Genomic DNA, 24,958 nt, shown 5'->3' with positions numbered 1-24,958 from the left:
TACGCTCGGGGGGTGATCCCCAGCGCCACCTCCCCCGACCGGTCGGACCCCCTGCTCCCGGCGATCCCGTCGGGGAAGGCCGCGCCGGCCCCCTCCGTGCCCTCCCCGCAGCTGCCGCCCACCGCGGACGTCGTCGTCGTGGGCGCCGGGCTGGCGGGCCTGGCGTGCGCGCGGCACCTGAGCGCGGCGGGGCTGGAGGTGGCGGTGGTGGAGGCCTCCGACGGGGTCGGCGGCCGCGTGCGCACCGACGTCGTCGACGGCTTCCGCGTCGACCGCGGCTTCCAGCTGATCAACCCCGCCTACCCGGAGCTGCACAAGGTCGTCGACGTGGCGGCCCTGGACCTGCAGCCGTTCGAGGCCGGTGTCGCGGTGCACCGCGGCGGGCGGGTCTCCTCGGTGCACGACCCCCGCCGCCACCCGGCGGGCGCCGTGGAGGCGCTGCGCTTCCCCTTCGGCGGTGTGAAGGACAAGGCCGCCGTGGCGCGCTGGGTGCTCAAGCTCACCGGCCCGGGCGACCTCAAGGGCCCGGACTCCGGGTGGTGGCAGGCGCTGGACGAGGCCGGGGTGCACGGCGAGCTGCGCTGGTCGGTGCTCGAGCCGTTCCTGGCCGGTGTGCTCGGCGAGGTCGACGGCACCACCTCGCGCCGCTTCGTGGACCTGGTGGTGCGCAGCTTCCTGCGCGGCACGCCCGGCCTGCCGGCCCGCGGGGTGCAGGCCCTGCCGGAGCAGCTCGCCGCGCAGCTGCCGGCCGGCTCGGTAGTGCTGGGCACCGAGGTGCGCCACCTCGGCCTGGCCCCCCGCTCGCTGGTCGCCGAGACCACCGCGGGCGGCGTCAACGCACAGGCGATCGTCGTGGCCACCGACGCGGGCGCGGCGGGGCACCTCGTGCCGCAGCTGCCCGCCGCGCGCTCGCACGACCTGTCGGCGTTCTGGTACGTCACGCCCTCCTCCCCCGCCCCCGCCTCGCGCGCGAAGCTGCTGCACCTGGACGGCGAGCGCGGCGGCCCGGTCGTCAACACGGCCGTGGTCTCCGCGGTGGCGCCGGGCTACGTGCCCGCCGGTGACCGGCGCGGTCTGGTCAGCGCGCTGCTGCTGGGCCGGGACACCTCCGCGGCCACGGAGGCGCGGGTGCGCGCCCAGCTGGGCCGCGTCTACGGGGCGGACACCTCCGGCTGGGAGCTGATCGCCGTGCACGACGTCCCTGGCGCGCTGCCGGTGCTGGAGCCGCCGTTCGACGGGCCGCTGCCGGTGGAGGTGGGCGACGGCGTCTTCGTCACGGGCGACCACCGCGAGAACCCCTCCCAGCAGGGGGCGCTGGTGGCGGGGCGCCGCGCGGCCGACGCGGTCCTGAACCGCCTGGGGATGGGGCGCCGCCGTGCCGGCTGAGCGGCCCACGATCGTCGCCACCTCCGGGGGCTGGCGACGGGGCGAGCGCGGCGGGCTGGACTGGGCGGGCACGGCGCTGGAGGCGGTGCGGCTGGCGCAGGTGCCGGCCTCGCGCCGGCCCCGCCTGACGTACCTGGGCACCGCCGGGGGCGATCAGCGCTCCTGGGCGGCCGAGGTGCACGCGGCCGGCGCCCGCGCCGGGTTCGACACCACCGTGCTGGACCTGTTCCCCATGCCGTCGGTGGACGACGTCGCGCTGCACCTGCTCGGCCAGGACGTGGTGTGGGTCGGCGGCGGCTCGGTGGCGAACCTGCTGGCGGTGTGGCGGGTGCACGGCCTGGACGCGGCGTTCCGCGCCGCGTGGGAGGCGGGCGTGGTGCTGGGCGGGGTGAGCGCCGGGTCGATCTGCTGGTTCGACGGCGGCACGACGGACTCCTTCGGGCCCGAGCTGCGCGCGGTGACGAACGGCCTGGGCCTGCTGCCGTACGGCAACGGCGTCCACTACGACTCCGAGGCCCGCCGCCGGCCGCTGGTGCACGCCCTGGTGGGCGACGGCACGCTGGGCGAGACCCACTGCACCGACGACGGGGTGGGCCTGGTGTACGCGGGCACCGAGCTGGTGGAGGCGGTCGCCGAGGTCGACGGCAAGGGGGCGTACGTGGTGCGCCGCCAGGCCGGCGGCGAGGTCGTCGAGACGCGGCTGGAGCCGCGCCGGCTGCCCTCCTGAGCGCGCCGGCGCGGACGTACGCTGCGCGGGTGGCGACGACGGCGGCGACGGGGGGCACGGCGGAGGGCTCGGCGGGCGGTGCGGGCGTCCCGGCGGTGCAGCGGGTGCGCCTGGGTGAGGGCCTGGTGGACTACCGCGAGGCGTGGGAGCTGCAGCGCGCGCTGCACGCCGAGGTGGCCGCCGGCGAGCGCGGCGACACGGTCCTGCTGCTGGAGCACGACCCGGTGTACACCGCGGGCAGGCGGACGAACTCCTGGGAGCGCCCCGTGGACGGCACCCCCGTGGTGGACGTGGACCGGGGGGGCCGCATCACCTGGCACGGGCCGGGTCAGCTGGTGGGGTACCCGCTGGTGCGGTTGCGCTCGCCGATGGACGTCGTCGGGTACGTGCGCCGCGTGGAGCAGCTGCTGCTCGACGTCGCGGCCCGCTTCGGGGTGGAGGCGTTCCGGGTGCCGGAGCGCACCGGCGTGTGGGTGGCCACGGACTCCCCCGCGGTGCCCGGCGGGCGCTGCGAGGCGAAGCTCGCCGCGATCGGGGTGCGGGTGGCGCGCGGGGTGACGATGCACGGGTTCGCCTTGAACTGCGACACCGACCTGCGCGGGTTCGGCGCGATCGTGCCGTGCGGGCTGCCGGACGCCGGTGTGGCGAGCCTGTCGTCGGCGTCGGGCCGGCGCGTGGACGTGCTGCAGGCGGCCGCCGCGGTGGAGGAGCTGCTGCCGGCGGCGGGGCTGGCGGGCTGAGCCGCCCGGCCCCGCCGCCGGGTGCGCCTCACAGCTGCGGGCGGACCTCCTGGGCGACCAGGTCCAGGTGCTCCAGGTCGGACAGGTCCATGACCTGCAGGTAGAAGCGCGTGATGCCCACCTCGGCGTAGCGGCCGATGGTCTCCACGACCTCGGCGGGCGTGCCGGCCAGGCCGTGCTCGCGCAGCTCGGCGGGTTCGCGGCCGATGGCCTCGGCCCGGCGCACGACCTCGGCCTCGTCGCGGCCGCAGCACAGCACCAGCGCGGCGGAGAAGGTGATCTCCCCGGCGTCGCGCCCGCGCGCCTCGCAGGCCTCGCGCACGCGCTGCACGGCGGCGCGGGTGTCGTCCAGCTCGGCGAAGGGCAGGTTGAACTCGTCGGCGTGCTGGGCGGCGAGGGCGGGGGTGCGCCGCTTGCCGCCGCCGCCGACGATGAGGGGGATCTTCGCCTGGGCGGGCTTGGGCAGCGCGGGCGAGCCCTCGATGCGGTAGTGCTCGCCGGTGAAGTCGAACGTCTCGCCCACCGGGGTGCTCCACAGGCCGGTGATGATCTCCAGCTGCTCGGCGAAGCGGTCGAAGCGCTCCTTCAGCGGCGGGAACGGGATGCCGTAGGCGGCGTGCTCCTGCTCGTACCAGCCGGTGCCGAGGCCGAACTCCACCCGCCCGCCGGACATCTCGTCGACCTGGGCGACCTGGATCGCCAGGACACCGGGGTGCCGGAAGGTCGCGGAGGTGACCAGGGTGCCCAGGCGCACGCGGGAGGTGTCGCGGGCGAGCGCGGCCAGGGTGGTCCAGGCGTCGGTGGGGCCGGGCAGCCCGTCGCCGCCCATCGTCAGGTAGTGGTCGGAGCGGAAGAAGGCGTCGTAGCCGGCCTCCTCGGAGGCGACGGCGACGCGGCGCAGCGTCTCGTAGCTGGCGCCTTGCTGGGGTTCGGTGAAGATGCGCAGGTCCACGACGCCGATCCTGCCCGGCGGGGCGCCGGTGCGCTCTGGCAGGGTCGTCCCGTGACGACCTCGCCCGACGCCCCGACCGTGCTGCCCGCCACCGCCCGGGCGCTGGAGCACCTGCTGGCCGCCGCCCAGGCCGAGCACCGGCTGCCGTCGGTGGTGGCCGGGGTGGTGCGCGGCGGGCGGCTGGTGTGGACGGGGGCGGCGGGCACCGCGGTGGACGAGGCGGCCGGTGAGCGGCCGCCGTCGGCGACGGGCACGCAGTACCGGATCGGCTCGATCACCAAGACGTTCGTGGCGGCGGGGGTGATGCGCTGCGCGGAGGACGGCCTGGTGGGCCTGGACGACCCGGTGGGCCGGCACCTGGTCGAGCTGGGGACCGACGGCGTCGGCGCTCTCACGGTCGGTCAGCTGCTGGGTCAGGCCTCGGGCCTGCAGGCGGAGACGGACGGGCCGTGGTGGGAGCGCACCGCCGGTGAGGGGTGGGACCGGCTGCGTGAGCTGCTGGGGCCGGGGGCGCTGCGTCACCGCGCCGGGGTGCGCTTCCACTACTCCAACGTCGGCTACGGGGTGCTGGGCGAGCTGCTGGGGCGCCTGCGCGGTGCGGCCTGGGACGAGGTGGTGGCCGAGCAGTTCCTGCGACCGCTGGGCATGGACCGCACCACCACGCGCCCGCAGGCGCCGGCGGCGCAGGGGTTCGCGGTGCACCCGTGGGCGGACGCGGTGCTGCCCGAGCCGGAGCACGACGCGGGCGCGATGGCCCCGGCGGGCCAGCTGTGGTCGACCGTGGCGGACCTGGCGCGCTGGGCGGGCGTCGTGGCGGACGGGGCGGGCGTGCTGCGCCGGGAGAGCGCGGAGGCGATGCGCGAGCCGCAGGTGGTGGACGACGCCCGCGGGGCCGCGTGGGGCGCCGGGTACGGGCTGGGCCTGCAGCTGTGGAACACCGGCGGACGCCGGTTCGCGGGGCACTCCGGGTCGATGCCGGGGTTCGTGGCGATGCTGCGCGTGGACGTGGAGACCTCCGACGCGGTGCTGGCGCTGACGAACTCCACGACCGGCTTCGGCGACCTGCCGGTGCGCCTGCTGACGGCGTTCACGGACGCCGAGCCGGCGGCGCCGCGCCCGTGGCGGCCGCAGGCGGTGGACGCGGACGTGCTGGAGCTGCTGGGCCCCTGGTACTGGGGGCCGGCGCCGCTGGTGCTGCGCGCCGGCCGGGACGGCTCGCTGGAGCTGAGCGGCCTGACGGGCCGGGCGCGCGCCTCCCGCTTCGCGCGGGACGCCGCCACCGGCGCCTGGCGCGGCCTGGACGAGTACTACGCCGGGGAGGTGCTGCGGCCGGTGCGCGGCGCCGACGGGTCGGTGAGCCACCTGGACCTGGCGAGCTTCCGCCTGACCCGCACCCCCTACGACCCGGACGCGGACGTGCCCGGCGGCGTGGACCCGGGCGGCTGGCGGCCCTGACCCCCGGCCCCGCACCCGCCGCCCGCACCGGCCGTGACCTGGCGCACGGCCGGGCGGGAGCGGGGCGCGCGCGGACGTACGCTGGGCGGGTGACGATCGCACCCGAGGGACGGCGGATGCTCCGCATCGAGGCGCGCAACGCCGAGACGCCGATCGAGCGCAAGCCGTCCTGGATCCGCACCAGGGCGCGCACCGGCCCGGAGTACACCGAGCTGAAGGGCCTGGTGAAGTCCGGCGGCCTGCACACGGTGTGCGAGGAGGCGGGCTGCCCCAACATCTACGAGTGCTGGGAGGACCGCGAGGCCACCTTCCTCATCGGCGGCTCGGAGTGCACCCGGCGCTGCGACTTCTGCCAGATCGACACCGGCAAGCCCTCCCCGCTGGACCGCGACGAGCCGCGCCGGGTGGCCGAGAGCATCCGCACGATGGGTCTGCGCTACGCCACGATCACGGGTGTCGCCCGCGACGACCTCGCCGACGGCGGCGCGTGGCTGTACGCGGAGACGATCCGCCAGACCCACGCGCTGAACGAGGGCACCGGCGTGGAGATCCTCGTGCCGGACTTCAACGGCCGCCCCGAGCTGCTGCAGCAGGTGTTCGACGCGGCCCCGGAGGTCTTCGCGCACAACGTCGAGACGGTGCCGCGCATCTTCAAGCGCATCCGCCCGGCGTTCCGCTACGAGCGCTCCCTGGACGTCATCACGCAGGGCCGCGACGCGGGCCTGGTGACGAAGTCGAACCTCATCCTCGGCATGGGCGAGACCGACGAGGAGGTCGTGGAGGCGCTGGCGGACCTGCGCGGCGCCGGCTGCGACATCGTCACCATCACCCAGTACCTGCGGCCCAGCCCCCGGCACCACCCCGTGGAGCGGTGGGTCAAGCCCGAGCGGTTCGTGGAGTTCTCCGCGGAGGCCGAGCGGCTCGGCTTCGCGGGCGTCATGGCCGGGCCGCTGGTGCGCTCCTCGTACCGCGCCGGGCGGCTGTGGGCGCAGGCGATGCGCCGGCGCGGGGTGCCGATCCCGCAGCAGCTGGCGCACCTGGACCGCGACGTGCCGGCGGCGCAGGAGGCGGCGAGCCTGCTGGCGCGCTGAGGCCGCCCCACCCCGCCGCCCGGTGAGCGCCGGGCGGCCCGGCGCCGCGCCCGCGAGCCGTATCCTTGCGCTCATGGCACGACGAGAGGCGCCCGCGGGCGCGGCCCCCGCACCGAAGCCGAAGAAGCAGCGGTGGAAGCGGCTCCGTCAGCTCAAGCAGGTCTACGACATGACGGTGCGGGCCGACCCCGCGACCAGGTGGTGGATGCTGCTGGCCGTCGGCGCGCCCGTCCTCGTCGGCGTCGTCGTCGGGCTGATCACCGACCACTGGATCTACTTCCCGCTGCTGGGGATCATGGTCGGCGTCCTCGCCGGCATGTTCCTGCTGGGCCGGCGCGCCGAGCGGGCCGCCTACGTCAGCCTGGAGGGCCAGAAGGGCGCGGCCGGCGCCGCGCTGAGCTCGATCCGCCGCGGGTGGACCGTGGAGCAGGAGCCCGTGGCCGTGGACGCGCGCACCCAGGACCTGGTCTTCCGCGCCCTCGGCCGCGCCGGGGTCGTCCTGGTCGGCGACGGCCCGCCCACCCGCGTGCGCAAGCTGCTGGAGGCCGAGCGGCGCAAGGTCGCCCGCGTCGTGCCCAACGTGCCGGTGCACGTGTTCACCGTGGGCGACGGCGGCGCCGAGGGCGAGGTGCCGCTGCGCAAGCTGGCCTCCCGCGTGCAGCGCCTGAAGCCTTCGCTCACCAAGCAGGAGGTGGCCGCGGTCAGCAAGCGGCTGCGCGCGCTGGGCGGGGTTCGCCCGCCGGTGCCGCAGGGTGTGGACCCGATGCGCGCCCGCCCGGACCGCCGGGCCATGCGCGGGCGCTGAGCCGCCGCGCGAGGAGGTCGCCGCAGGACCGGGCCGCCGGTCACCGTCGCACGACGACGGTGCCGGCGGCCTTGTCGTGCAGGCCGCGGCGGTCCGCGTCCCACACCACCGCGGGCACCACGAGGACGACGAGCACGCCCCGGAGCAGCCCCCGGCCGAGCCCCACGGGCACGGGGCGGTCCAGGCGGCGCACCGCGGTGCCCGCGACGGCGTGGCCGATCGTCATGCCGATCGTGGACACGAGCAGCACGTGCATGAGCCAGAACACCAGCAGGGGGGCGAACTGCGGGCCCAGCGCGTCCTGCAGGAAGGCGCGGCCGATGAGGGTGGCCAGCGCCCAGTCCACGACCAGGCCGAGCACGCGCCGTCCCCACCCCGGCACCGAGCCGCTGCCGGTGGCCGGCAGCCCCAGGCGCACCCCGGGCACCGGCTGGTCCCCGTCCGGTCGCGGGCCGGGGACTGCGCTGGGGACCGGGCGGCTCGTCACGGCGCCAGCCTAGGCGCCCCCGCGGGTCCGCCCGCGCCTCGCGTACACCGCCTCGTCCCTCCCCGGCACCACTCGCGTAACGTGGCGGAAACGTCGGCGACACGAGGGCGAAACGGCGCCCGCCTACCGTCGGCGCGTCCGCGGCGGCTCGAAGGCCGGGCCGGTTCCGTTCCTGGAGGTTGGATGTTCAGCAACTCCGAAGAGGTCCTGAAGTACATCAAGGATGAGGACGTCAAGTTCGTCGACATCCGCTTCTGCGACCTGCCGGGTGTCATGCAGCACTTCAACGTGCCGGCCGCATCGGTGGACGCGGACGCCCTGACCGAGGGGCAGATGTTCGACGGCTCCTCGATCCGCGGCTTCCAGGCCATCCACGAGTCGGACATGAAGCTGATCGCGGACCCGACCTCCGCCTTCATCGACCCGTTCCGGGCCGAGAAGACCCTGGTGATCAACCACTCGATCGTGGACCCGTTCACCGACGAGCCCTACAGCCGCGACCCGCGCAACATCGCGGCCAAGGCCGAGGCGCACCTGAAGTCGACCGGCATCGCCGACACCGTCTTCTTCGGCGCCGAGGCGGAGTTCTACATCTTCGACGACGTGCGGTTCGAGACGAACCAGCGCGAGTCGTACTACCACATCGACTCCGTCGAGGCGGCGTGGAACACCGGTCGCTCCGAGGAGGGCGGCAACCGCGGGTACAAGACCCGCTACAAGGGCGGCTACTTCCCCGTCCCGCCGGTCGACCACTTCGCCGACCTGCGCGACGAGATGTGCGTGGAGTTGGAGAAGGCCGGCCTGACCGTGGAGCGCTCGCACCACGAGGTCGGCACCGCCGGCCAGGCCGAGATCAACTACAAGTTCGACACGCTGAAGAACGCGGCCGACCAGGTGCTGCTCTTCAAGTACATCGTGAAGAACGTCGCGTGGCGCAACGGCCGCACGGTCACCTTCATGCCCAAGCCCCTGTTCGGCGACAACGGCTCCGGCATGCACTGCCACCAGTCGCTGTGGAAGGACGGCGAGCCGCTCTTCTACGACGAGAAGGGCTACGGCGGCCTGTCCGACCTGGCGCGCTGGTACATCGGCGGCCTGCTGCACCACGCCCCGTCGCTGCTGGCGTTCACCAACCCGACGGTGAACTCCTACCACCGCCTGGTGCCGGGCTTCGAGGCGCCGGTGAACCTGGTGTACTCGGCGCGCAACCGCTCCGCCTGCATCCGCATCCCGATCACCGGCAACTCCCCCAAGGCCAAGCGCCTGGAGTTCCGCGTGCCGGACCCGTCGGCGAACCCGTACCTGGCGTTCTCCGCGCAGCTGATGGCCGGCCTGGACGGCATCAAGAACCGCATCGAGCCGGCTGACCCGGTCGACAAGGACCTCTACGAGCTGCCGCCCGAGGAGCACGCGAACATCAAGACCGTCCCGTACTCGCTGCCCGCGGTGCTGGACGAGCTGGAGAAGGACCACGAGTACCTGCTCGACGGCGGCGTGTTCACGTCCGACCTGATCGAGACGTGGGTGGACTACAAGCGCACCAACGAGGTCGACCCGATCCGGCTGCGCCCGCACCCGCACGAGTTCGAGATGTACTTCGACATCTGAGCCGACCCACCCCGGTGGTCCCGAGGGGCCCGGCACCCGCTGCGCGCGGGTGCCGGGCCCCTCGGCGTTCCCGGCCCTCGGGTGCGCCGGGGCCCTGTGGTGCCGCGGCGGCTCCTGCCCTACTGTCGGCCCCGTGGAGCGCGTCGTCGTCATCGCCGACGTGGACGAGACGCGCGTCCTGCTCTCGGGCGAGGTGGACGCGACCCTGGGTGCGGAGCTGTCCACGGCCTGCGCGGCGGTGCTGGCCCGCCACCTGCCGGTGGTGGTGGACGTCGGCGACGTCGCCTTCATGGACTCCACGGGGGTCGGCTTCCTCGCGCGCCTGGCCTCGCGGACCACGAGGCCGCCGGTGGTGCTGCTGCGGCCGCCGCCGGTGGTGCGCTTCCTGCTGACCAAGACCCGCATCGGCACGCTGCTGGAGGTGCGCGAGGACGAGGACGGGCCGCACCCGGCGACCTGAGGCCACGCGCACCGCGCCCTGGTGCCGGCGGGCGCGAGCGAGCAGAGTGTGGCCCGTGACCGACGATCAGACCCCGGTGCGCGACGCGGCCACCGGCTCCGACTGGTTCCTGCCCTCCCCCGACACCGTGGCCTCGGCGCTGGCCGGCCTCGCCCGCGCGCACGGCGCGAGCCTGAGCGTCTCGCTGGACCCCGCGCACGTGCTCGCCACCTCCCCCGACCCGGCGCGTCGCGTCGCGCTCGTCTCCGGCGGCGGCTCCGGCCACGAACCGCTGCACACCGGTTTCGTCGGGCGCGGCGGACTGGACGCGGCCGTGCCCGGGCAGGTCTTCGCCTCCCCGCACAACCGCCAGGTGCACGCCGCCGCGCGGGCCGCCGCGAAGCCGGGCGGGGTGCTGCTGGTGGTGAAGAACTACACCGGCGACGTCATCAACTTCGGCATCGCCGCCGAGCGGCTGCGCGCCGAGGGCGTCGAGGTCGAGACCGTGCTGGTCGACGACGACCTCGCCACCGAGGTGGAGGGCTCGGCGACGGGCCGGCGCGGCACGGGCGCGACCGTGCTGGTGGAGAAGGTGCTGGGCGCCGCCGCGGACCGCGGTGCGTCGCTGGCGGAGCTGGCGGACCTGGGCCGGCGGGTGGTGGCGGCCTCGCGCAGCCTCGCGGTGGCCACCCGCGCGCACACCGTGCCCGGCGGGACGGGCCCCGCCTTCGAGCTGTCCGGGGAGGAGCTGGAGCACGGCGTGGGCATCCACGGCGAGCGGGCCGTCAGCACCGTGGAGCGCCGGCCGGCCGCGGAGGTCGTGGACCGGGTGGTCGGGCAGCTGCTGGAGCACGTGCCCGCCGGCGAGGAGGGGTTCGCCGTGCTCGTCAACGGCTTGGGCGCGGCCACCGGCCTGGAGCTGCACGCGGTGCTGGACCGGGTCGTGACCGACCTCGGCGAGCGGGGCGCACCGGTGGCCGCCGCCTTCGCCGGCACCTACGTCGCGGCCCTGGACATGCGCGGCTTCTCGGTGACCCTGACGGCGCTGGAACCGGGGTGGCTGGAGCTGCTGCGCGCTCCCACGGCGACGGCGCTGCCGGTGGCCGAGCCCGTGGGCACGGGACCGGCCGCTCCCGCGAGCGGGGACACCGACCGCTCCGGTGGCGGGGAGAACGCGTTCGTGAGCGGCCTGGAGGCGCTGGTCGCCCGCCTGCACGACGTCCTGACGCGCCTGGACCGGGTCGGCGGCGACGGCGACTTCGGCGACAACCTCGCCTCGGGGGTGCGCGCCGCCGCGCGCCGGGCCCCGGGCGACGGTGCGGTGGCGGGCCTGCGCGCGGCCGAGGGAGCGTTCCTGGACGACGTGGGCGGTTCCAGCGGCCCGCTGTTCGGCCTGGTCCTGCAGCAGGTGCGCACCGCGTTCGAGGCCGGTGAGCCGGGAGCGGACGCGCTGCGCGCCGGGCTGCGGGAGGCGGCCGCCGCGGTCACCCGCGTCGGCGGGGCGCAGCCGGGCGAGCGCACGATGCTCGACGCCCTCGTGGCGGGCGCCGGGGCGGGCGGTGGGCTCGCGGACGTGGTGCGCGCCGCCGCCGGCGGCGCGGACGCGACCGCGGCGATGACGCCGCGCCGGGGCCGGGCCAGCTACGTCGGCGAGCGGGCGGTGGGCACCGCGGACGCCGGCGCCGTCGGGGTGGCCCTGGTGCTCGCCGCCCTCGCCGACGCCGTGGAACCGGCCGGCGACCTGGCCAGTGAGCTCGCCGGGCGCTGGGGCTGAGGCGCCGGGGCGCGCGCCGTCGACCTGGCCGCCGGGGGCCGGGGCGCCCCGCGCGGGCACCGCCGGGCCCGCGCGGTTAGGTTGGCGCCCGCGCGGGGACCGCGCGACGGACGGGGAGGCGGGGCAGCGGTGACGCAGACGGTGAACACGCACGGGCAGGCGCTGAGGATCGGCTACAAGGCGTCGGCGGAGCAGTTCGACCCCGCCCGGCTGGCGGACTTCGCCGTGCGGGCCGAGGAGGCCGGCCTGGACTCGGTGTGGATCTCCGACCACTTCCAGCCGTGGCGGCACGTGGACGGGCACGCCCCCGCCGCGCTGACCTGGCTGCCGTGGGTGGCCGCCAGGACGTCCCGGGTGCAGCTGGGCACCAGCGTGCTGACCCCCACCCTGCGCTACAACCCGGCCGTGATCGCCCAGGCCTTCGCCACCCTGGGCTGCCTGGCCCCGGGCCGGGTGGTCCTGGGCATCGGCACCGGTGAGGCGCTGAACGAGACCGCGGTGGGCGTGGACTTCCCCGAGGCGAGGGAGCGCTTCGCCCGGCTGCGCGAGGCGGTGCGGCTGATCAGGGCGCTGTGGTCGGACGAGCGCGTCACCTTCGACGGCGAGTTCTACCGGCTGCACGACGCGACCGTGTACGACCGGCCCACCGTGCCGGTGCCGATCTACGTGGCCGGTGGCGGGCCCGGGGTGACGAAGTACGCCGGCCGCGCCGGGGACGGTTACATCTGCACCTCCGGCAAGGGCATGGACCTGTACCGCGAGACGCTCCTGCCGGCCCTGGAGGAGGGCCTGGCCGCCGCCGGGCGCGAGGCCGCCTCGATCGACCGCACCATCGAGATCAAGCTGTCCTTCGACGAGGACCCGGCCCGGGCGCTGGAGAACACCCGCTTCTGGGCGCCGCTGTCGCTGACGCCGGAGCAGAAGGCGGGCGTGCACGACCCGGTGGAGATGGCGCGCCTGGCCGACGAGCTGCCGATCGAGCAGGTCGCCAAGCGCTGGATCGTCGCCTCCGACCCGGCCGAGGTGGCCTCCGCGGTGCAGGAGTACGTCGACGCCGGGTTCACCCACCTCATCTTCCACGCCCCCGGTCACGACCAGGCGCGGTTCCTGGAGCAGTTCAGCGCCGACGTGCTGCCCCTGCTGCGCGCCGGCTGAACGGCGCGGACCCCGGTGCCCGCGCCGGGCACCGGGGTCCGCCCCCGTCGGGGAGCCGGTCGCGTCAGGCCCGGCCCTCGTTGTGCGGCTCGATGCTCGCCGAGGGGTCCACGCCCTCGTCGGCGTCGGGGTGCACCCGGCCCTCGCCGGGCTGGGAGCCGGTGCCGGCCGCGGTGTTGCGCGACGAGCGATCCGGGTCGTTCACGTCGGTGGCCGTGGGCGCCTGGCCGGCGCGCTTGGCGGCCTCGCCGGTGCCGACGTCCTCGAGCTCGATGTCCTGGCCGGGGTCCTGGCTCACGTCGCTTCCCTCCTGTCGGTTCCGCCGGTCGCCGCGCGGCGCGGCGCGGCGCTGGTCGTCCCGTACCCGGGGTCTGCGCGGATCATGCGGCCGGAACGTCAGCGCCCGTAGAAGACGTCCTCCACGACCGCGCGGCAGCGGCGCGTGGTGCGCAGGTACAGCTCCTCGAACTCCGCGGCCGAGCCCGGCTCGAACCCGAGCAGGCGGGCGAGGCCGTCGAGGTCGCGCACGTGGCTGGGCAGCGCGTCGCCGGGCTTGCCCCGCCACAGCGTCAGGGCGTTGCGGGCCCGGGAGGCCAGCGTCCACGCCCCCACGAGGACCTCCGCGTCCGCGGCGTCCAGCACCCCGGCGCGCACCGCCCCGTGCAGGGCGCCGGTGGTGGAGGTGGTGCGCAGCGCCTCGTGCTCGCCGGCGTGGCGCAGCTGCAGCAGCTGCGCGGTCCACTCCACGTCCGAGGTGCCGCCGCGGCCGAGCTTGAGGTGGCGCAGCGGGTCCGCACCGCGCGGCAGCCGCTCGGCCTCCACGCGGGCCTTGATGCGGCGCACCTCGCGCACGTCGGCCTCGGTGGCCCCGTCCGCGGGCCAGCGCAGCGGATCGACCAGTGCCAGGAACTGCTCGCCGAGGTCCGCGTCGCCGGCGACGGGGCGGGCGCGCAGCAGCGCCTGCGCCTCCCACGACTGCGACCAGCGCGCGTAGTAGGCGCGGTAGCTGTCCAGGGAGCGCACCAGCGGCCCGTTGCGCCCCTCGGGGCGCAGGTCGGCGTCCACCTCCAGGGCCGGCTCCGGGCCGGGCGCGCTGAGCTGGCGGCGCAGCTCGGCGACGACCTCCGTGGCGGCGCGCTGCGCGTCGGTGTCCGACGCGCCGGGCAGCGGGTCGTGCACGAACAGCACGTCGGCGTCGCTGCCGTACCCGGTCTCGGCGCCGCCGAGGCGGCCCATGCCCACCACGAGCAACCGGGTGGGCAGCGGCGCGCCGGTGCGCCGCTCGACGGCGCGGGCGCTGACGCGCAGCGCCACGTCGAGGGTGGCCTGGTCGGCGTCGGCCAGCGCCCGCCCCACCCCGGCGAGGTCCCGGGCACCCACCAGGTCGGCGACGACGGTGCGGAACAGCTCGCGGCGGCGCACCCCCCGCACGGCCAGCACCGCCGCGGCGGGGTCGGCGCGCCGGGCGGCGGCCGCGGCGGCGTCGGCGATGACCTCCGAGACGTCGTAGGGCGCCAGGCGCTCGTCGTCGGCGAAGACCGCCACCGCCTCCGGGCTGCGCAGCAGCAGCTCCGCGGGCATCCGCGCCGCGGACAGCACGGACGCCAGCCGCTCGGCGGCCGCGCCGGAGTCGCGCAGCATCGTCAGGTACCACTGGGCGCCGGCCAGCGCCTCGGAGACCCGGCGGTAGGTCAGCAGCCCGGCGTCGGGGTCGGCGCCGTCGGCGAACCAGGCGAGCATCACCGGCAGCAGGGTGCGCTGGATGCTGGCGCGCCGGCTGACGCCGGAGGTCAGGGCCTGCAGGTGCCGCATCGCCCCCGCGGGGTCGCGGTAGCCGAGGGCGGCCAGGCGCGCACGGGCGGCCTCCGGGCTGAGCTGGGCGTCCAGGCGGGCGTCGGCCGCCGACAGCCGGGCCACCGCGGACAGCAGCGGCCGGTAGAAGAGCTTCTCGTGCAGGCGGCGCACGTCGCGGCGGGTGCCGCGCCAGACGTCCTCCAGCGCGCGGACGGGGTCGCCGCGCAACCCCAGGGCGCGGCCGAGGCGGCGCAGGTCGGTCTCCGCGGTGGGCAGCACGTGGGTGCGGCGCAGCCGGTGCAGCTGGACGCGGTGCTCCAGGGCGCGCAGCAGCCGGTAGTCGCGGTCCAGCTCCCCGGCGTCGTGGCGGCCGACGTAGCCGAACGCGGCCAGGGCGTCCAGCGCCTCCAGGGTGTTCGCGCTGTTCCGCAGCCGCTCGTCGGTGCGCCCGTGCACCATCTGCAGCAGCTGGATGGAGAACTCCACGTCGCGCAGGCCGCCGCTGCCGAGCTTGAGCTGGCGCTCGGCCTCCTTCGAGGGGATGAGGGACTCCACGCGCCGGCGCATCGCCTGCACCTCGCCGACGAACCCCTCGCGCTCCCCCGCGCTCCACACCATCGGAGCGATGCCCCGCACGTAGGCGGCGCCCAGCTCCCGGTCGCCGGCCAGGGGACGCGCCTTCAGCAGCGCCTGGAACTCCCACGTCCTCGCCCAGCGGCGGTAGTACTCCAGGTGGCTGTCGAGGGTGCGCACCAGCGGGCCCTGCTTGCCCTCGGGGCGCAGGCCCGCGTCGACCTCCCACAGCGTGCCCTCGGCGGTCGGTGCGGAGCAGATGCGCTGCAGGGCGGCGGCGAGCTTGGTGCCGGTGCGCAGCGCCTCGGCCTCGTCGGCGCCGTCGGCGGGTTCGGCGACGTGCACGACGTCCACGTCGGAGAGGTAGTTCAGCTCCCTCCCGCCGGCCTTGCCCATGCCGATGACGGCCAGCCGGCACTCCAGTCCGCCGCCGGGCACCTCCGCCCGCGCCAGGGCCAGCGCGGTCTCCAGCGCGGCCGCCGCCAGGTCGGCCAGCTCGGCGGCCGTCTCGTGCAGCACCGCGGTGGGGTCGGCGGCGGCGAGGTCGCGCCCGGCCAGAGCGGTCAGGCGGCGGCGGTAGGCCACCCGCAGGGCCTCCGCGCCGGGGGTGCCGGCGGCGTCGGGCGCGGCGACGGGCACGGGCGCGGCCGGGTCGGCGCCGACGGCCTCCAGCAGCTCGGCGCGCAGCCGGGCGGGGTCGGGGGCGGTGGCGGGCAGCAGGGCGCTCCAGTGCTCCGGGTGCCGCACCAGGTGGTCGCCGAGGGCGACGGAACCGCCGAGCACCGCGAGCAGGCGGGCCCGGGCTCCCCCGTCGTCGCCGCCCGGCCCGCCGTCCGGATCGCCGCCGCGCAGCAGGTCCCGGACGCGCTGCGCCCCCGCGGCGTCGCCGCGCGCGGCCAGCGCCTCGCTGAAGCGCACCAGCCCCAGCAGCGCCTGGTCGGGGTCGGCGGTGCGGCCCAGGGCGCGCACCAGGGAGGCGGTGACCTCGTCGTGCAGCGGCTCGTCGTCACCGCCCGGGCGCACCACGCCGTCGAGGGCGCTCTCGCGCAGCAGCCGCAGGCCCCGGGCGGGGTCGGTGAACCCCGCCCGGGCCAGCTGCGCGGTGGCGCTGGTGCGGCGCCCGGGACCGGCGGTCACAGCAGCGGCAGGTAGCGCTGCAGCTCGAACGGCGTGACCTGGGCGCGGTAGTCGGCCCACTCGGCGCGCTTGTTGCGCAGGAAGAAGTCGAACACGCCCTCACCGAGGGTCTCGGCGACGAGCTCGGAGCGTTCCATGACGGAGATGGCGTGCTCCAGGCTCTGCGGCAGCGGTTCGATGCCCATGGAGCGCCGCTCCGCGTCGGTGAGCGCCCACACGTCGTCCTCGGCGCCGTCGGGCAGCTCGTAGCCCTCCTCGATGCCCTTCAGGCCGGCGCTCAGCAGCACCGCGAACGCCAGGTAGGGGTTGCAGGCGGAGTCCAGCGCCCGGTACTCCACCCGCACCGACTGCGCCTTGCTGGGCTTGTACATCGGCACCCGCACCAGCGCGGAGCGGTTGTTGTGCCCCCAGCTGACGTAGCTGGGGGCCTCGCCGCCGCCCCACAGGCGCTTGTAGGAGTTGACGAACTGGTTGGTGACGGCGGTGATCTCGGCGGCGTGCCGCAGGATCCCGGCGATGAAGCGCCGTCCGGTGGTGGACAGCTGGTACTCGGAGCCGGCCTCGTAGAACGCGTTGGAGTCGCCGTCGAAGAGCGACAGGTGGGTGTGCATGCCGGAACCGGGCTGCCCCTCCAGGGGCTTGGGCATGAAGCTGGCGTACAGCCCCATCTCCCCGGCGACCTCCTTCAGCACCGTGCGGAACGTCATGACGTTGTCCGCGGTCGTCAGGGCGTCGGCGTAGCGCAGGTCGATCTCGTTCTGGCCGGGGCCGCCCTCGTGGTGGCTGAACTCCACGGAGATGCCCATGCTCTCCAGCACGGAGATCGCCTCGCGGCGGAAGTCGGTCGTGGTGCCGCCGGGGTGGTTGTCGAAGTAGCCGACGTAGTCGACCGGCTCGGGCACGGCGCCGCGCTGCAGGGGTCCCTTGAAGAGGTAGAACTCGATCTCGGGGTGCGTGTAGAAGGTGTAGCCGTGCCGGGCGGCGCGGTCCAGGACGCGCTTGAGCACGTTGCGCGGGTCCGAGCGCGCCGGCTGCCCGTCGGGCGTGAGGATGTCGCAGAAGATGCGCGCGGTGCCCTGGTGGTCGTCGGTGGTGCGCCACGGCAGCACCTGGAAGGTGCTCGGCTCGGGCTTGAGCAGCATGTCGGACTCCGACACGCGCGAGAGGCCCTCGATGGCGGAGCCGTCGAAGCCGATGCCCTCGCCGAAGGCGCCCTCCAGCTCGGCGGGCGCGATGGCCACCGACTTCAGCGTCCCGATGACGTCGGTGAACCACAGCCGGACGAAGCGGATGTCGCGCTCCTCCAGCGTGCGCAGCACGAACTCCTGCTGGCGGTCCATGGCCACCCTTCCCGTCGTCGCTCACCGGCCGCCGCCGGTCGTCGGCGCCCTGCGGCGCCATCCTCCCCCATGCCCGCTCCCCGGCGGCGGAGCACCCCGCGGCCGGGCGGGCGCGAGGGCCGTGACGGCGCTCACTACGCTGGCGCCATGCCTCAGCTCCGGGTCGCCATGGCGCAGATCGACACGACCGTGGGGGACGTCGACGGGAACGTGCGTGCGGTGCGGGAGTGGGCGCGGCGCGCCGCGGAGGAGGGCGCGCACCTGGCCCTGTTCCCCGAGACCGCCGTGACGGGCTACCCGGTCGAGGACCTGGCGCTGCGCCGCTCCTTCGTCGACGCCTCCAAGCGCGCGCTGGGGCGGCTGGCCGCCGAGCTGGCCGACGACGGCAACGGCGAGCTGGTCGTGGTCGTCGGCTACGTGGACCGCGCGCCCGAGCGGGAGCCCGCCCCGACCGCGCCCGGCGGGCCCACCGCCCGGCGCGACCTGCCGCAGAACTGCGCCGCGGTGCTGCACCGCGGCCGCGTGGTGGCCCGGTACGCCAAGCACCACCTGCCCAACTACGGCGTCTTCGACGAGTACCGCATCTTCGTGCCCGGCGAGGACCTGCTGGTGGTGCGGGTGCGCGGGGTGGACGTGGCCGTGGCGATCTGCGAGGACCTCTGGCAGGACGGCGGCCCGGTGCAGAAGGCCGGTGACGCGGGAGCGGGGCTGCTGGCGGTCCTGAACGCCTCCCCGTACGAGCGCAACAAGGACGACGTGCGCCTGGAGCTGGTGGAGCGGCGCGCCGCGGAGGCCGGCTGCCCCATCGCCTACGTCAACGCCGTCGGCGGCCAGGACGAGCTCGTCTTCGACGGCGACTCGCTCGTGGTGGACGCCGGCGGGCGGGTGCTGGCGCGCGGGCCGCAGTTCACCGAGGCGCTCGTGGTGGCGGACCTGGAGCTGGCCGCGGCCGACACCTCCCCGTCCTGGGTGGGCGGGGTGAAGCGGGTCTCGCTCGGCGACGAGCCGGTGCCCGCGTACGAGCCGCGCGGGGCGGTGCACCACGAGCCGCTGCCGGACGTCGCCGACGTGCACGCCGCCCTGGTGCTGGGGCTGCGCGACTACGTGCGCAAGAACGGGTTCCGCTCGGTGATCGTCGCCGTGTCCGGCGGCATCGACTCCGCGCTGGTGGCCTCGCTGGCGTGCGACGCGATCGGCCCGGAGAACGTCGTGGGGATCTCCCTGCCCTCGGGGTACTCCTCCCAGCACTCCCGCGACGACGCCGAGGACCTGGCGCGCCGCTGCGGGTTCGAGTACCGCCAGTACCCGATCGCGCCGATGGTCGAGGCGTTCCTGGGCGCGGTGCCGCTGACGGGGGTGGCCGAGGAGAACCTGCAGGCGCGGGTGCGCGGCACCACCCTGATGGGCCTGGCCAACCAGGAGGGCCACCTCGCGCTGGCCACCAGCAACAAGAGCGAGCTGGCCGTGGGGTACTCGACCCTGTACGGCGACTCCGTGGGCGGCTACGCGCCGTTGAAGGACGTGCCCAAGACGCTGGTGTGGGAGCTGTCGCGCTGGCGCAACGCGCAGGCGGCCGAGCGCGGTGAGCAGCCGCCGATCCCGGAGAGCACCATCACCAAGCCGCCGTCGGCGGAGCTGCGCCCGGGCCAGACCGACCAGGACTCCCTGCCGCCGTACGAGGTGCTCGACGCGATCCTGGAGGACTACGTCGAGGGCGACCGCGGCCGCGGCGAGATGATCGAGGCGGGTTTCGACGCCGCGGTCGTGGACTCGGTGCTGACCCTGGTGGACCGCGCGGAGTGGAAGCGCCGGCAGTTCGCGCCGGGACCGAAGATCTCCCACAAGGCGTTCGGCCGCGACCGCCGCCTGCCCATCTCCAGCCGCTGGCGCGAGCCCACCTCCGTCGCGCAGCCGGCTCCCCCGGTGGGATCCGGCGACGCGGCGGCGGAGACGCTGACGTGAGCTACGCGACCGAGGCGCCCGCGCCGCGCCGGCGCACCCGCGTGCACCACCTGCAGCAGCTGAAGGAGCGCGGTGAGCGCTGGGCGATGCTCACCAGCTACGACGCGCTGACCGCCGCCGTGTTCGACGAGGCGGGCATCCCGGTGCTGCTCGTGGGCGACTCGGCGGCCAACACGGTGCTGGGGATGCCCAGCACCCTGGGCGTGACGCTGGAGGACCTGCTGCCGATGGTGCGCGCGGTCGTCGCCGGCGCTCCGCACGCGCTGGTCGTGGCGGACCTGCCGTTCGGCACGTACGAGGCCTCCGACGAGCAGGCGCTGGCCTCGGGCGTGCGGCTGATGAAGGAGGGCGGCGCCCACGCGGTGAAGCTGGAGGGCGGGGTGCGCAGCGCCTCGCGGGTGCGCGCGCTCGTGGACGCCGGGATCCCCGTCGTGGGGCACGTGGGGTTCACCCCGCAGGCGGAGCACGCCCTGGGCGGGTACCGGGTGCAGGGCCGCGGCGACGCCGCCGACGCGGTGGTGGCCGACGCCCGCGCCGTCGCGGAGGCGGGGGCGTTCTCGGTGGTGCTGGAGATGGTGCCGGCGGACGTGGCCGAGCAGGTCACGCGCACCCTGGCGATCCCCACCGTGGGCATCGGCGCGGGCGCCGGGTGCGACGCGCAGGTGCTGGTGTGGCAGGACTTCGCGGGGCTGTCCGAGCGCACCGCGCGGTTCGTCAAGCGGTACGCGGACCTGCGCGCCGCGCTGGGCGACGCGGCGCGCGCCTACGCGGACGAGGTGCGCGAGGGCACGTTCCCGGGCCCCGAGCACTCGTTCTGAACCCCGCGGGACGGGTCACCCGCCCCGCGCACCCGCGCCAGCAGCCAGCGGGCGATCTCCTCCCCCGCCACGGCACCGGACGCCTCCAGCCGCCGGACCCGCGGGTGCTCCCACCCGGTGCGGAACAGCTCACCGTGGCCCGGGCGCACCGCGGCGCGGGCGGCCACCAGCAGGTCCACGTCCAGCAGCGAGTCGCCCGCGCAGACGAGACCGCCGAACCCGCCGCGGCGCACCACCTCCGCCACCGCCGCCGACTTCGTCAACGGCCGCGGCACCGCGTACAGCTTGCGGCCCTGCAGGGACACCGCGTACCCCCACCCGTCCAGCAGGACCGTCAGGTCTCCCAGCAGCGCGCCCTCCAGCGCCGGGCGCTGCCCGTCGCGCAGCACCGCGTAGCAGAACAACCCGGGCACGTCCCGCACGGCGGGTTCCGCGGAACCCGGCACGGCGGCGTGCGCGGCGGCCACGGCCCGCGCCACCGCGGCGTGCGCGCGCTCCAGCGGTGCGCAGCCGGTGAGGTTCCGGCGCACCTGAGCCGTCCACGCCTCGTCGGGTTCGCCGTCGACGAGCAGCACCCCGCCGTTCGCGCACACCGCCAGGTGCGGGGGGTGCTGCGGCCAGCGGATGCGCAGGTACTGCTCCGGGGTTCGCGTGGTCGCCGGCACGAACGCCCCCGACGCCACCAGCTCACCCAGCAGTTCCCACGCCGCGGGCGTCACCCAGGAGATCGTGCGCCCGTCGTACTCCTCCACCGGCACCAGGCCCGTGGTGCCGCACCCCGCGGAGCGCTCGGAGAACACCAGGGTCTGGTCCAGGTCGCTCGCGGCCAGCAGCCCACCGGCGCTCACCGCGGCGCCACCCGCGCCGCACGCCCGTCCGCACCCGTGGCGCCGCGCGTGTACCCGGGGTGGATCAGGCCCACGGCGCTGTACGCCAGGCCCGGCACCTCCTGCACGGGCACGCCGCGCTGGTCGGCCAGCAACCGCAGGTGGGCCAGGTCGCCGGGGTCCGCCAGCTCCGCGTCCGGGCGGACCAGCACCCGCCACGGCACCCGCCGCAGCAGCACCCGCGTGGTCTCCCCCACCCCGGGTTTGACGAGGTTCACGTCCCCGATGCCGAACTCGGCGGAGATCCGCTCCACCTGCGCCCAGCCGGCGAACGTGGGTTCGCGCCCCGACGCCCGCACGGCGTCCAGCGCGGCGGGCACCTCTCCCGCCACGTCGTCGAAGCACCCGGAGACGACGTCGAGGAAGCGGTGCGAGACGTCCGCGGCGGCCAGCTCGGCGTAGAACTTCGCACCGTGGAAGCGGCCCGGGCCGATGAGCCGGTCGTTCAGGACGGTGCGGCTGACCAGGCCGGAGACGGTGGAGTTCAGGCACGCCGACGGCACCAGGTAGTCCTCGCGGCTGCCGAACGTGCGCACGCAGGCGCCGGGGTCGGCCAGCACCGCCAGGTCGCCGGAGAACCCGTCGACCCCCGAGGCGGCCAGCGCCGCCGACAGCTCGCGGGTGATGGCGCCCTTGCCGGTCCACGCGTCGCAGAACACCACGCCCGCGGGGTCGTGGTGCTCCGCCAGCCAGCGCAGCGCCAGCGCGTCGATGCCGCGCCCGCGCACGATGGAGACGGCGTAGTGCGGCCAGTCCAGGCCCGCGCGCGCCGCCCAGCGGCGCAGCAGCACCCCCACCGGCGTGCCCGCGCGCGCCAGCGACGCCACGACCAGCCGTTCACCGCGCTCGGCGCGCAGCAGCTCGGCGACCACGCCGACGCCGAGGGCGACGCGGCGGGCGCTGCGCCGCAGCGCAGCCTCGAACAGGGCACCGTACTCGGCGCTGGGCACGTACTCCACCGGCAGCGACTCGGCGTAGTGGGCGCCGCCGGACTGCACGGCCTCCTCGCGCTCCTCGGCGGGCGCCTCCAGCGGCACGCCGGTCAGGTCGGTGAGCAGCCAGCCGACCTCGTCGGGCGCGTAGCTGGAGAACGCCGGGCCCCGCAGGGGTTCGGGCAGGGGGGTGCTCACGCGGTCCGGCTCCAGTGGTCGGCGGGCAGGGTGATCAGGTGCAGGCGCTCGGCCAGCGGGGCGAGCGCCGCGAGCGCACCGTCGCCGGCGCGCAGGGCGGCGGGGTCGGAGGCGGAGTCCACGACGAGCACGAGCGCGCCCCACGGCGGCTCGCCGCGCACGGTGCGGTCGACGTTGTGCGCGTAGCGCGCGCCGGGCCCGTCGAGGGCCGGGTCGTGGCTGCGGAAGGCGAGCGAGGAGCGCACCGCGTACCCCTCGGCGTCGACGGCGAGCACCGGGGAGCGGGTGGTGGAGGAGAAGCGCACCGGCCCGGGCAGCCGGGCGGCCAGCTCCCGCGCCAGCAGCAGGGGTGCGTGCATGAGCTCCTCGCTGGCCAGGACGAGGACGTCGCCCGCGCCGTGACCGTTCCCGGTCACGGCCGTGGCGAGCGGGCCGGCGGCGGCCGCCGCGGCGGCCGCGGCGGTGTGGCCGGGTGGGGTGCCGAAGCGGGCGGTGGTGGGCACGCCCGCCGGCCAGGGCACCGCCACCTCGTGCACGGCGGGCGCGGGCAGTGCGCGCGGCGCGACGGGCGCGGTCCGCGCCGTCAGCTCCGCGCCGCGCTGCAGGACGTCGTCGGGCAGCAGCACCGTGCCGGCGGCGAGGGCGACGACGTCGACGCGGGCGCCGAGCTCGGCGGCCAGCGCGTCCAGCCGGCCGTGGTCCTCGCCGGCGCGCACGTCCACCAGGGCGGCCACGACGTAGCGCTCGCGCGGGGTGCGCGCGTGCAGGGCGCGCAGCGTGTTCGCGACGGTGCGGCCGGTGGACAGCTCGTCGTCGACGAGCACGAGCGGCGCGGCCGGGTCCGCCAGCCGGGCCAGGACCGCCGGATCGGCGGGCAGCAGCTGGTGGCCGGTGGCGTGGGAGTGCTCCTCCTCGAACCCGGCGTACCCGGGGGCGCCGGGGACCGCGCGGCGGGTGGAGTGCAGGCAGGCGGCGCCCAGGGCGTCGGCGACCGCGTGACCGAGGCCGGTGGCGGTCTCGGCGTAGCCCACGACGAGCGCCGCGGGCACGGCGGCGGCGGCGGCCTGCGCGGCGGCGAGCACCCGCTCCGCCGCCTCGCCGCCCGGCCCGTCCCCGGTCAGCGCGGCGCGCCAGGTGGCCGCGTCCGCGCCCGCACCGGCCGGCGCCCCCAGGGCGTGCGCGACGAGCGCCCCCAGGCGCAGGCCCGCGGCCCGCACCAGGCGCGCGTCGGTGGGCACGTGCTTGCCCAGCACCGTCGAGACGAGCAGGTGGGCCCGGCGGGGGTTGCGCCGCAGCGCCAGGCCCAGCAGGTCGCGCACGTGCAGGCCGTCGGCGCCGGGCGGGCCGTCCAGCCGCACTCCCAGCCGCTCCTGCACCCAGGTGCCGCTCCAGTCGCTCGCCGTCCTCACCGGCCCACCGCCGCACCGGAGCCGGAGCCGGAGCCGGAGCCGGCTGCGGCGGGCTCGTCCCCCGGCTGGGCGAACGCGTGCCAGGCCTCGTCCTGCGCCTGCAGCAGGTGCGCGTACGACACCTCGGGGCGGGCGACGCCGAAGGCGCGGGCGCGGGCCAGGACCCGCTCGGCCCACGGCCGGTGCGGGCCGGCCTCGTTCATCTTGTTGCGGTAGCTGGAGGCCATGACGCCGCCGGCGGACTGCGCCAGGACGTCGGAGGCGTCGCAGAAGTCCTCGTGGGTGACCACGGACACCGCGTGCACGACGGCGACGTGCGAGGGGTGGATGACGGTCTTGCCCTGCAGGCCGTTGACCCGGTCCAGCTCCAGCTCGCGCACCAGCCCGTCGAGGTCCTCGGCGATGAGCTGCTCGCGCAGCTCCTCCGCACCGGAGCCGGCGAACGGCCCGGCGGACAGGGTGGTGCGGAAGACGCGGGCGCCGGAGGTGAAGTGCTCCCACACCGGCGCGGTGATGGGGTACCCGCTGCCGTCGGCGCGGCCGAGCACGTTGATGACGTCGCCGAGGACGTCGGCGACGACCCGCACGTCCCACACGGTGGCCCCGCGCGGTCGGCGCAGCCCGTAGGCGGCGGACAGGTCGGTGGCTCCGGTGCGCACGGCCAGCACGAGGTCGCGGTGCTCGTCGAGGACGGCGCGCACGCCGAACAGCGCCTCGCGGCGGGTGTCCAGGTGGGCCACGTCCCGGCTCTCCAGCACGGGCATCGCCCACAGCCGCCGGCCCGCGAGGTCGGAGGCCCGGCGCACGGCCGCCATCCAGTCCCGCGGGTCCGGCTGGCCGGTGCCGCCGAACTTCGGCAGCACGAAGCCCTGCAGGCAGTCCACGCCGACACCGCTGCGCTCGACGACGGAGAGGAGCTGCTCGGGGGTGCGCGCGCGCAGGAACAGCATCAGCGGCGGGTCGCCGGCCCACTCCGGGCGCCCGGCCAGGTCCGCCAGCTCCCGCACCAGCGTGTCCTCCGCCCGGCCGACGAGGTCGTCGGGCACCGAGTCCTCCAGGCACGCGACGGCGCTGCGCACGCCGCGGCGGGCCAGGCGCAGCAGGTCGCCGGCCAGGCGCTGGCGCGTGGCCGGGCAGTAGAGCGTGGCGCCCAGCGCGACCGCGAGCTCGTCGCGCTGGGCGGCCAGGTCCACCGGCTGCGGGGGGTGCAGGAAGAGCGCCGCGGTGCGCGCGGGGTCGAGCTCGGCGAAGTGGCGCACGGCGGCGCTCCTCCTCCCGTCGGTCTGCGG

19 protein-coding genes and 1 pseudogene are annotated in these 24,958 nt (G+C 76.3%); 12 read left to right on the top strand and 8 right to left on the bottom strand.

The annotated features are described in order from the left end of the window. The first annotated feature begins 12 nt into the window (after positions 1-12). From V9U69_RS01850 to lipB, 3 genes are all read left to right on the top strand, one after another. Positions 13-1,386 (top strand): NAD(P)/FAD-dependent oxidoreductase, encoded by a 1,374-nt coding sequence (locus tag V9U69_RS01850; RefSeq protein ID WP_337059583.1) that lies wholly within the window; start codon positions 13-15, stop codon positions 1,384-1,386. Further along, on the top strand, positions 1,376-2,113 hold the full coding sequence (locus tag V9U69_RS01845; protein WP_337059582.1) for a peptidase E: 738 nt from the start codon (positions 1,376-1,378) through the stop codon (positions 2,111-2,113). Before V9U69_RS01850 ends, V9U69_RS01845 begins: the two co-directional genes overlap by 11 nt. Before the next feature lie 95 nt (positions 2,114-2,208). Beyond that, positions 2,209-2,853 (top strand): lipoyl(octanoyl) transferase LipB, encoded by a 645-nt coding sequence (gene lipB / locus V9U69_RS01840; protein WP_442907545.1) that lies wholly within the window; start codon positions 2,209-2,211, stop codon positions 2,851-2,853. 28 nt (positions 2,854-2,881) lie between these two features. On the opposite strand, the gene V9U69_RS01835 is transcribed toward lipB, so the two are convergent. Next, the gene (locus tag V9U69_RS01835) at positions 2,882-3,805 is read right to left on the bottom strand and encodes an LLM class F420-dependent oxidoreductase (RefSeq protein WP_337059579.1); all 924 of its coding nucleotides are present in this window, start codon (positions 3,803-3,805) and stop codon (positions 2,882-2,884) included. 51 nt (positions 3,806-3,856) lie between these two features. On the opposite strand from V9U69_RS01835, the gene V9U69_RS01830 reads away from it, so the two are divergent. The 3 genes from V9U69_RS01830 to V9U69_RS01820 all read left to right on the top strand — a co-directional run bounded on the left by V9U69_RS01830 (position 3,857) and on the right by V9U69_RS01820 (position 7,156). Further along, complete coding sequence (locus tag V9U69_RS01830; protein ID WP_337059578.1) at positions 3,857-5,260, top strand: serine hydrolase domain-containing protein; 1,404 nt, start codon at positions 3,857-3,859, stop codon at positions 5,258-5,260. An 89-nt stretch (positions 5,261-5,349) separates the two neighbouring features. After that, positions 5,350-6,351, top strand: coding sequence for a lipoyl synthase (lipA, locus tag V9U69_RS01825; RefSeq protein ID WP_337059577.1), 1,002 nt, complete (start codon positions 5,350-5,352; stop codon positions 6,349-6,351). Positions 6,352-6,424: 73 nt separating this feature from the next. Further along, positions 6,425-7,156 carry a DUF4191 domain-containing protein gene (locus tag V9U69_RS01820; RefSeq protein ID WP_337059576.1) on the top strand — a complete coding sequence of 244 codons (732 nt, stop codon included), beginning with the start codon at positions 6,425-6,427 and terminating at the stop codon, positions 7,154-7,156. Between the two features lie 40 nt (positions 7,157-7,196). Here V9U69_RS01820 and V9U69_RS01815 read toward each other — a convergent pair whose 3' ends face one another. After that, a complete protein-coding gene (locus V9U69_RS01815; RefSeq protein ID WP_337059575.1) occupies positions 7,197-7,643 on the bottom strand; it encodes a hypothetical protein in 447 nt (148 codons plus the stop codon). 183 nt (positions 7,644-7,826) lie between these two features. Between V9U69_RS01815 and glnA the strand changes: the two genes are divergently transcribed. From glnA to fgd, 4 genes are all read left to right on the top strand, one after another. Continuing rightward, complete coding sequence (glnA, locus tag V9U69_RS01810; RefSeq protein WP_337059574.1) at positions 7,827-9,251, top strand: type I glutamate--ammonia ligase; 1,425 nt, start codon at positions 7,827-7,829, stop codon at positions 9,249-9,251. A 133-nt stretch (positions 9,252-9,384) separates the two neighbouring features. Beyond that, positions 9,385-9,711 (top strand): STAS domain-containing protein, encoded by a 327-nt coding sequence (locus V9U69_RS01805; RefSeq protein ID WP_337059573.1) that lies wholly within the window; start codon positions 9,385-9,387, stop codon positions 9,709-9,711. A gap of 55 nt (positions 9,712-9,766) precedes the next feature. Further along, positions 9,767-11,464 (top strand): dihydroxyacetone kinase subunit DhaK, encoded by a 1,698-nt coding sequence (locus V9U69_RS01800; protein ID WP_337059572.1) that lies wholly within the window; start codon positions 9,767-9,769, stop codon positions 11,462-11,464. Positions 11,465-11,593: 129 nt separating this feature from the next. Next, positions 11,594-12,619: a glucose-6-phosphate dehydrogenase (coenzyme-F420) gene (gene fgd / locus V9U69_RS01795; protein ID WP_337059571.1), complete on the top strand. Its 1,026-nt coding sequence runs from the start codon at positions 11,594-11,596 to the stop codon at positions 12,617-12,619. 64 nt (positions 12,620-12,683) lie between these two features. On the opposite strand, the gene V9U69_RS01790 is transcribed toward fgd, so the two are convergent. From V9U69_RS01790 to V9U69_RS01780, 3 genes are all read right to left on the bottom strand, one after another. Further along, positions 12,684-12,917 carry a hypothetical protein gene (locus tag V9U69_RS01790; RefSeq protein ID WP_337059570.1) on the bottom strand — a complete coding sequence of 78 codons (234 nt, stop codon included), beginning with the start codon at positions 12,915-12,917 and terminating at the stop codon, positions 12,684-12,686. Between the two features lie 98 nt (positions 12,918-13,015). Beyond that, the gene (locus V9U69_RS01785; RefSeq protein WP_337059568.1) at positions 13,016-16,123 is read right to left on the bottom strand and encodes a bifunctional [glutamine synthetase] adenylyltransferase/[glutamine synthetase]-adenylyl-L-tyrosine phosphorylase; all 3,108 of its coding nucleotides are present in this window, start codon (positions 16,121-16,123) and stop codon (positions 13,016-13,018) included. Beyond that, positions 16,120-17,463 carry a glutamine synthetase family protein gene (locus V9U69_RS01780; protein WP_337059647.1) on the bottom strand — a complete coding sequence of 448 codons (1,344 nt, stop codon included), beginning with the start codon at positions 17,461-17,463 and terminating at the stop codon, positions 16,120-16,122. The genes V9U69_RS01785 and V9U69_RS01780 overlap by 4 nt, the downstream gene beginning before the upstream one ends. Positions 17,464-17,610: 147 nt before the next feature. Between V9U69_RS01780 and V9U69_RS01775 the strand changes: the two genes are divergently transcribed. Both V9U69_RS01775 and panB read left to right on the top strand, forming a co-directional pair. Next, a complete protein-coding gene (locus V9U69_RS01775) occupies positions 17,611-19,425 on the top strand; it encodes an NAD+ synthase (protein WP_337059567.1) in 1,815 nt (604 codons plus the stop codon). After that, positions 19,347-20,243 (top strand): 3-methyl-2-oxobutanoate hydroxymethyltransferase, encoded by an 897-nt coding sequence (gene panB / locus V9U69_RS01770; protein ID WP_442907544.1) that lies wholly within the window; start codon positions 19,347-19,349, stop codon positions 20,241-20,243. The genes V9U69_RS01775 and panB overlap by 79 nt, the downstream gene beginning before the upstream one ends. Here the strand turns inward: panB and V9U69_RS01765 are convergent. The 3 genes and pseudogenes from V9U69_RS01765 to V9U69_RS01750 form a co-directional block, all read right to left on the bottom strand. Beyond that, a complete protein-coding gene (locus tag V9U69_RS01765; RefSeq protein WP_337059565.1) occupies positions 20,189-21,091 on the bottom strand; it encodes a hypothetical protein in 903 nt (300 codons plus the stop codon). The genes panB and V9U69_RS01765 overlap by 55 nt on opposite strands. After that, positions 21,088-23,669 (bottom strand): annotated as a pseudogene (locus V9U69_RS19280) (phosphoribosyltransferase domain-containing protein). The gene V9U69_RS01765 and the pseudogene V9U69_RS19280 overlap by 4 nt, the downstream one beginning before the upstream one ends. Next, positions 23,666-24,928, bottom strand: a complete 1,263-nt coding sequence (locus tag V9U69_RS01750; RefSeq protein ID WP_337059562.1) for an HpcH/HpaI aldolase/citrate lyase family protein — start codon at positions 24,926-24,928, stop codon at positions 23,666-23,668. The pseudogene V9U69_RS19280 and the gene V9U69_RS01750 overlap by 4 nt, the downstream one beginning before the upstream one ends. Positions 24,929-24,958: the final 30 nt, after the last annotated feature.

Origin of the sequence: Kineococcus sp. G2 (assembly GCF_037154035.1) — a bacterium.
Lineage (GTDB): Bacteria > Actinomycetota > Actinomycetes > Actinomycetales > Kineococcaceae > Kineococcus.
This window is presented reverse-complemented; position numbering and strand designations above follow the sequence as displayed.